At 71.7% G+C, this 7,175-nt stretch carries 8 protein-coding genes; 7 read left to right on the forward strand and 1 reads right to left on the reverse strand.

What is annotated here, in order from left to right:
* Window positions 1–131: 131 nt before the first annotated feature.
* Complete coding sequence (locus ACLF6P_RS11215) at window positions 132–1,952, reverse strand: bifunctional metallophosphatase/5'-nucleotidase (RefSeq protein ID WP_415949877.1); 1,821 nt, start codon at window positions 1,950–1,952, stop codon at window positions 132–134.
* A 198-nt stretch (window positions 1,953–2,150) separates the two neighbouring features.
* Between ACLF6P_RS11215 and ACLF6P_RS11220 the strand changes: the two genes are divergently transcribed.
* The 7 genes from ACLF6P_RS11220 (at window position 2,151) to ACLF6P_RS11250 (ending at window position 7,125) form a co-directional block, all read left to right on the forward strand.
* The gene (locus ACLF6P_RS11220; protein ID WP_415949879.1) at window positions 2,151–2,855 is read left to right on the forward strand and encodes an ArsR/SmtB family transcription factor; all 705 of its coding nucleotides are present in this window, start codon (window positions 2,151–2,153) and stop codon (window positions 2,853–2,855) included.
* On the forward strand, window positions 2,852–4,201 hold the full coding sequence (locus tag ACLF6P_RS11225; protein ID WP_415949880.1) for an MFS transporter: 1,350 nt from the start codon (window positions 2,852–2,854) through the stop codon (window positions 4,199–4,201). The genes ACLF6P_RS11220 and ACLF6P_RS11225 overlap by 4 nt, the downstream gene beginning before the upstream one ends.
* On the forward strand, window positions 4,198–5,115 hold the full coding sequence (gene mshD / locus ACLF6P_RS11230; protein ID WP_415949881.1) for a mycothiol synthase: 918 nt from the start codon (window positions 4,198–4,200) through the stop codon (window positions 5,113–5,115). The genes ACLF6P_RS11225 and mshD overlap by 4 nt, the downstream gene beginning before the upstream one ends.
* Window positions 5,116–5,229: 114 nt before the next feature.
* Entirely contained in the window at window positions 5,230–5,622 is a 393-nt protein-coding gene (locus ACLF6P_RS11235) for a GntR family transcriptional regulator (RefSeq protein WP_415949882.1), read from the forward strand.
* On the forward strand, window positions 5,619–6,500 hold the full coding sequence (locus tag ACLF6P_RS11240) for an ABC transporter ATP-binding protein (protein WP_415949883.1): 882 nt from the start codon (window positions 5,619–5,621) through the stop codon (window positions 6,498–6,500). The genes ACLF6P_RS11235 and ACLF6P_RS11240 overlap by 4 nt, the downstream gene beginning before the upstream one ends.
* A gap of 50 nt (window positions 6,501–6,550) precedes the next feature.
* Window positions 6,551–6,745, forward strand: a complete 195-nt coding sequence (locus ACLF6P_RS11245; RefSeq protein ID WP_415949884.1) for a hypothetical protein — start codon at window positions 6,551–6,553, stop codon at window positions 6,743–6,745.
* Window positions 6,742–7,125: a type II toxin-antitoxin system death-on-curing family toxin gene (locus ACLF6P_RS11250; protein ID WP_415949885.1), complete on the forward strand. Its 384-nt coding sequence runs from the start codon at window positions 6,742–6,744 to the stop codon at window positions 7,123–7,125. Before ACLF6P_RS11245 ends, ACLF6P_RS11250 begins: the two co-directional genes overlap by 4 nt.
* Window positions 7,126–7,175 lie beyond the last annotated feature (50 nt).

Raw genomic sequence — 7,175 nt, forward strand, 5'->3', positions numbered from 1 at the left:
GAGGTGCCGCAGGCGGAGGTGCCGCAGGCGGAGGTGCCGCAGGCGGAGGTGCCGCTGTGCCCACCCGTGCCGCCCTGCAGCACGACTGCCCACAGCCAAGCACCCCCGCCCACGTACAGCCGCGGTCGGTGTTACTGGATGACCGTGATCCGGTCCGCCGCCGGGACCTCGAACGGCGTCTCGGCCGAGGAGTTGGCAGTCAGGTAGTCCTCGAAGGCCGCCAGGTCGTCGCCGCCGATCAGCGGGTTGGCGCCCTCGCCGAGGACGGTGTAGCCGTCGCCGCCGCCCGCGAGGAACTGGTTCATCGCGACGCGGTAGGTGGCGTCCGGGTCGATCGGCTCACCGTTCAGCTTGATCGAGTCGACGATGACCCGGTCGATGCCGGTCTTCGTCAGGTCGAGCGTGAAGGTGATGCCCTCGGAGACCTGCAGGATCCGCGGGGACTCCGCGTTGCTGCCGCTGACCTGCTGCTGGAAGGCGGTGATCAGCTGCTCGCCGGTGAGGTCGACGAGGTTCACGGTGTTGTTGAACGGCTGGACCGTGAAGGCCTCCCCGTACGTCACCACGCCGTCGCCCTCGCTGCCGCTCGCCGCGTACACGAGGTCGGAGCGGATGCCGCCGGAGTTCATCAGCGCCAGGTCGGTCTCGGGGTCGAGGGTCCTGGCGTAGGCGAGCTGCGCGTCGGCGATCAGGTCGCCGAGCGGCTTCTCCGGGGTGGTGGCGCCACGGCCGTTGATGTCGGCGGCGATGTAGCCGACGGGACGGTTGGCGATCGGCGCGGCGAGCGTGTTCCAGTGCTCGAGCAGGTCCTGCATGTCGCGGGCCCCGCGCACATCGCGGCTCACGACGTGGTTCGCCGACTCGCCCCACTTCACCGAGGTGCGCACGATGTCCTTCGTGCGGCGGTCGTAGGTCAGCGTGGTGTCGGTGTAGGCCTTGCCGAAGGACGAGGCCGAGGTGACCAGGCGCGGCGTGCCGGACGGGTCCGGGATGCTGCAGACGTACGCCTCGTGGGTGTGGCCGGTGACCATGGCGTCGACCTTGGGCGTGACGCCCTTGGCAATGTCGGTGATCGGGCCGGAGATGCCGTCGCCCGCGGCGGGGCTGTCGCAGTCGTAGTTGTACGCGCCGGAGGCGGGCTCGCCGCCCTCGTGGATCAGGGCCACGATGGACTTGACGCCCTGGCGGTCCAGTTCCTCCGCGTACTTGTTGATCGTCTCGATCTCGTCGTGGAACTCAAGGCCCTCGACGCCCTCGGCGGTCACGACGTCCGGAGTGCCCTCGAGCGTCACTCCGATGAAGCCGATCTTGACGCCCTTCTGCTTCCAGACGGTGTACGGCTTGAGGATCGGCTCGCCGGTCTTCTCGTCCGTCACGTTCGCCGCGAGGTACGGGAAGTCGGCGCCGCCGAACTCCTTGCCCTCCTCGTAGCAGCCGTCCTCGGCGTGGCAGCCGCCGTTCTGGATGCGGGCGAGCTCCGCGCGGCCCTCGTCGAACTCGTGGTTGCCGACCGAGGACACGTCCAGGCCGAGCTTGTTGAGCGCCTCGACGGTGGGCTCGTCGTGGAAGAGGCCGGAGAGCATCGGCGAGCCGCCGATCATGTCGCCGGCCGCGGCGGTCACCGAGTACTTGTGGCCCTCGCGGGCCTCGCGCAGATGCGTGGCCAGGTACTCGACGCCACCCGCGTCGATGTCCTTCGTGCTGCCGTCCGGCTGCTCCTCGCTGACCCGGCCGGAACGGCCCGCCGGGGGTTCGAGGTTGCCGTGGAAGTCGTTGAACGACAGGAGCTGCACGTCGACGGTGCGCCCGTGCCCGTTGCCCTGCCCCTTGCCCTCGGCGCCCTGCGCGCCCGCGGGCAGCGCCACCGCCGCGACGGCGGCCGCGGCAGCGACGGCCGTCACACCGGCCAGCATCCGACCGCGCGACCTGTGCCTTTGTGTCCTCACTGACATTTTTCCCCTCTGTGGACCAGTGGGCCGCAGCCTAGAGTCAACGCGCGTAGCGCGACAGGGGATTGCGGTTACGGATGGGTTGCCGTGGGGTGGCGCCGCCCGAATGGTCCGGGAATGCCCCTCAGGGCGGAGCACTTTCCCAAAAAAGTTCTGCAAAAATACTTTTGCAGAGTGCGGATGCGGCCCTACGTTCCTTCCATGGCCGAAAGCAACGACGCCCGCAGCCGCGTCCTCGATCCCCAGCAGGACACGGCGGCCCTCAAGGCACTGGTCCACCCCCTGCGCATCGAGCTGCTCGGGCTCCTGCGCCAGGACGGACCCGCCACCGCCACCGAACTCGCGGCCCGGACCGGCGAGTCCTCCGCCTCCACCAGCTACCACCTGCGGGTGCTCGCGAAGCACGGGTTCGTGGCCGAGGCCGAGCACCGCGACGGGCGCGAACGGCGCTGGCGTTCGGTGCACGAGACCACCTCGTGGAGCAACGAGGCCCTGCACGCCTCGCCCGGCACCCGTCATCTGCTGAGCACTCTCCGCGAGCGCCAGATCGAGCATCTGCGCCAGTCGCTCGCCCGGCACGAGGCGGACCTCGCCGAGGGGCGGCTCGGGCCCGAGTGGGTCGAGCCCTCGGGCATCAGCGACACGCTGCCCCGGCTGACCCCGCAGTCGCTCACCGAACTCTCGCAGGCCTTCCAGGACAAGATCGCCGAACTGGCCGCAAGGGACGCTCAGGCACCGGACGCCGAGCAAGTGGTCGTCGTGGTCGCCGGGTTGGCGGTGGCGGCACACGAGCAAGCGGCGGCGGGTGAGCACGCGGCGCCACAAGGCGAGCGGACGACGGCGGGTGAGCAGGCGACAGCGGACGAATCCGGCTCCGACAGGGACTCCGAGGGGGACCACTCATGAACGCACGGATACCCGACCCGCTCTCCGCCCGCCGCCGCTACGTCACCGCCCTCGCCCTGTTCTGGCTCCCGCTGGGCGCCGCCATCGCCCCGCAGATCCTCCTCCTCACCGAACGCGGCTTCACGCTCGCCGCCATCACCGCCTTCCTCGCCGCCCATTCCCTCACCGCCGCCGCCCTCGAACTCCCCACCGGCGGGCTCTCCGACGTCCTCGGACGCCGCCCCGTACTCGTCGCGGCCGGCGTGCTCGACCTGCTCGCCCTCGCCCTGATCGGACTCGGCACCACGGTGCTCCCGGTCGCGCTCGGCTGCGTACTGCTCGGCGCGGGCCGCGCCCTGTCCAGCGGGCCCGCCGAGGCCTGGTACGTCGACACGGTGCAGGCCACCCAGGGGCCGGAGGCCGAACTGCGCACCGGACTCGCCCGCGGCTCCACCGCCTCGGCCGCCGCGATCGCCCTCGGCACACTCATCGGCGGTCTGCTGCCGTGGCTGCTCGGACTCGGCCCGAACCCGGGCGCCTGGCTCACCGAGGCGACCTCGGGATACGTCGTACCGCTGGCCGTCCCGCTGCTCCTCGGCGTCCTGATCGAAGTCGCCTTCGTGGCCTATGTGCTGCTCGCGCTCACCGAGGCCCCGCGCCCCCGCGCCTCCCTCTCCGGCGTCCTGCGCTCCATCCCCGCCACCGTCGGCGGCGGCCTCCGCCTTGGCGGCCGGGACGTGATCGTGCGCCGCGTCCTGCTCAGCGCGGCCGCGGCCGGTGCCGCGCTGCTCACCCTCGAACTGCTCACCCCGGGCCGGGCGGCCGCGCTGACCGGGGCCTCCGCGTCGGGCGCGCTCGTGTTCGCGGGGCTCGCCTGCGTCGGCTACGTGTGCAGCGGTCTCGGCAGCGGCCTCGCGCCCCTGCTCGCCCGCCGCACCGGAAGCGGTGAGCGGGCGGTCTTCGTGAGCCTCGGCGCGAGCGCCTCCGGTCTGCTGCTGCTCGCCTTCACCGTGCCGTTCGACGGACCCACCGTCCTCGTCCTCGCCGTCGCCGGATACGCGCTCGTCTACCTGGGCCTCGGCGCGGCGGGCCCCAACCAGAACGACCTGCTGCACCGCAGAGTGGACAGCGAGGGCCGGGCCACCGCCCTGTCCGTGCAGTCGCTCGCCCTGCAGCTCACCGGCGCGGCGGGCGGTCTGCTCGTCGGCGCCCTGCCGGGCGGAACGGCGCAGTGGCTGGTCGGCGCCATCGCCCTGACGGGCGGCGCGCTGCTCTGGGCCGGCAGCCTCGGCCGGGCAGCCGGACGGAACTCGACCACCGCCGAGCCGGGACGCGAACGAGACGGAGCCGTACGCTCGGGGACATGACTGACGCAGCCACCCCGCCCGTACGCTCGCTCGACACCCTGGACGCCCTCAGCCCCGGGCAGATCGACACGGTCACGCAGCTGCTCGCCGAGGCCGCCCGCACCGACGGCCAGCAGGCCGTCTCCGAGCAGGGCAGGCTGCAGCTGCGCGGCGGGCCGCGCGAGGGCGTGCGCCATCTGCTGCTCACCGTCGCCGGCGAACTCGTCGGCTACGCCCAGCTGGAGGACACCGACCCGGTCGAGGCGCCCGTCGGCGAACTCGTCGTGCACCCCGGCCACCGCGGCCGCGGGCACGGCCGGGCGCTCGGGCAGGCGCTGCTCGCCGCGACCGGCAAGCGGCTGCGGGTCTGGGCACACGGCGGGCACGCCTCCGCCCGGCACCTCGCCCAGCTCCTCGGCCTCACGCTGTTCCGGGAACTCCGCCAGATGCGCCGCCCCTTGGACACCTCGGCCTTCCCGGAACCGGAGCTCCCGGACGGCGTCACCGTCCGCGCCTTCGTGCCCGGCCAGGACGACGCGGCCTGGCTCGCCGTCAACGCGCAGGCCTTCGCCCACCACCCCGAGCAGGGCTCGCTCACCCAGCGCGACCTCGACGACCGGATCGCGCAGGACTGGTTCGACCCGTCCGGCTTCTTCCTCGCCTTCCGCGGCGAGGAGCTGGTCGGCTTCCACTGGACGAAGGTGCACGCGGAGGAGCGCCTCGGCGAGGTGTACGTGCTCGGCGTCCGCCCCGGCGCACAGGGCGGCGGCCTCGGCAAGGCCCTGACCTCCATCGGCCTGCGCCATCTCGCGGCGGCGGGGCTGCCGACGGCGATGCTCTACGTCGACGCCGACAACAAGCCGGCGGTCTCCGTCTACGAACGCCTCGGCTTCACCACGTACGAGACGGACCTGATGTACCGCACGGAGACCTGAGCGTCCCTGCCCTTGCTCGGCACCCGCAGCTCGCAAAGGGGTCACGTCACTTGACGTGACCCCTTCTCTTACATCACCTTTCCACTACTCAATTAGTGAAAGGGGGTTGAGCGCGTGTTCGCATACCGGATCGACCGGCGCAGCGGCGTCGCCACATACGTACAGATCGTCCAGCAGACGAAACAGGCGCTGCGTCTCGGACTCCTCGACATCGGCGATCAACTGCCCACCGCCCGCGAGGTGGTGGCCGCGACCGCGATCAACCCGAACACGGTGCTCAAGGCCTATCGCGAGCTGGAACGCGAAGGCCTCGTCGAGGCCCGGCGCGGCATGGGCACCTTCGTACGGCGCACGCTGGGCCGGGCGGACCACGACGGGCTGCGCGCCGACCTCGCCGCATGGGCCGCGCGCGCCCGCGCCGAAGGCCTGGAGCGCGAGGACGCGCTGGCCCTCGTCACCGCCGTACTGGACGAGCACTATCCGCAAGAGCAGCAGGGGGAGCGATGAGCAGTGCGGAAGCGGCACTTACGGAAGCGGCGCTTACAGAGGCGGCCCTTGATGCCGAAGGCCTCACGATGCGCTACGGGCGCGGGCAACGGCCCCCGGTGCTCGACGCCTGCGGATTCACCGTGCCGTCCGGCCGCGTCTGCGGGCTCGTCGGTCCGAACGGGGCGGGCAAGTCGACGCTGCTCGCGCTCGCGGCCGGGCTGCTGCGGCCCACCGCGGGAACACTGAGGACCCTGGGCGCGCCGCCTCCCCGGCGGCGCTCCGAGATCGCGTACGTCGCGCAGGCGAAACCGCTGCCCGCCCAGCTCACGATGGCCGCGGTACTCCAGCTGGGGGCCGAGTTGAACCGTTCCTCCGGACGCTGGTCGGCGGCGGCCGCCGAGACCGTCGCGTACGAGCAGGGCGGTCTCGACCCCCGGGCCCGGATCCGTTCCCTCTCCGGCGGCCAGCGCAGCCGCGTCGCCCTCGCCCTCGCCTTCGGCAAACGGGCGCGGCTGATGCTGCTCGACGAGCCGATGGCGGACCTGGACCCGGTGGCGCGGCAGAAGCTGATGGGCGCGCTGATGGCCGAGGCCGCCGAACACGGCACGACGATCGTGATGTCCTCGCATGTCCTGCCCGAACTGGAGGGCACCTGCGATCACTTGGTGCTCCTCGGCGCCGGACGGGTCCGTCTCGCCGGTCCCGTCGACGAGTTGGTCTCCTCGCACGTGCGGCTCACGGGGACAGGCCCGCTCGACGGTCGGCAGGTCGCCGGACAGCTCCCGTCCGGCCGGGGCGCGAAAGCCCTCGCACGCCGAGGCGGCGCGCTGCAGTCCCGGCTGGGGGGCGGCAGATCCCTCCCCGGAGGAGGTCGTGCTCGCGCACAGTCGATCTGACCCTGCGGGCGGAACGGAGCTGACTGATACCTGCGTGATACCATCTGCTTATGGCCATGACGCTCCGCCTCCCTGAGGCAGAAGACAAGATCCTCACCGAGCGAGCCCTCCGCGAAGGCAAGTCCAAGCAGCAGCTCGCCATCGAGGCAATCCACCGGGACAATCAGCGCGCGACCCTCAGCGTCCACGACGCCCTTGATGACCTCATGACCGAGCACGCCGACATCCTGGACGCACTCAAGTGACCGACATCCGTTACCTGGACCTCGACGAACTGCTCGTCGTCGTGGCCCGGGTCACGGGGAGCACCCATGCCGTGCGCGACCTGGGCCTGCTTGCTTCCGCCGTCGAGCGCCCGCGCACCAACGTGTTCGGCACGGAGGCCTACCCCACGCTGCACGAGAAGGCCGCCGCACTCCTGCACTCCATCGCCCGCAACCATGCACTGGTCGACGGCAACAAGCGCACCGCATGGCTGGCCTGCCTGATCACGTTGCGCATCAACGGTGTCGCAACGCCGCCGCCCGCCACGGCAGAAGCCGTCGCCTACATCGAGGCGATCGCTCAAGGCGACGTCGAGGTGTCGGAGATCACCAAGACGCTTCTGCGGTGGATGCCGGCCTAGGGCGTGTTTCGAAAGTCGCTTCGTCCGCCCGGAGGGCGGGCCCTGCGGCG

The organism is Streptomyces lothianensis (genome assembly GCF_047779955.1).
In the GTDB taxonomy this organism is placed as follows: Bacteria; Actinomycetota; Actinomycetes; order Streptomycetales; family Streptomycetaceae; genus Streptomyces.

Excerpts from the sequence above, each read along its gene's own strand:
- mshD (WP_415949881.1), top strand. The coding sequence starts at position 4,198 with ATGACTGACGCAGCCACCCCGCCCGTACGCTCGCTCGACACCCTGGAC.
- ACLF6P_RS11225 (WP_415949880.1), top strand. The coding sequence starts at position 2,852 with ATGAACGCACGGATACCCGACCCGCTCTCCGCCCGCCGCCGCTACGTC.
- ACLF6P_RS11220 (WP_415949879.1), top strand. The coding sequence starts at position 2,151 with ATGGCCGAAAGCAACGACGCCCGCAGCCGCGTCCTCGATCCCCAGCAG.
- ACLF6P_RS11240 (WP_415949883.1), top strand. The coding sequence starts at position 5,619 with ATGAGCAGTGCGGAAGCGGCACTTACGGAAGCGGCGCTTACAGAGGCG.
- ACLF6P_RS11215 (WP_415949877.1), bottom strand. The coding sequence starts at position 1,952 with ATGTCAGTGAGGACACAAAGGCACAGGTCGCGCGGTCGGATGCTGGCC.
- ACLF6P_RS11245 (WP_415949884.1), top strand. The coding sequence starts at position 6,551 with ATGGCCATGACGCTCCGCCTCCCTGAGGCAGAAGACAAGATCCTCACC.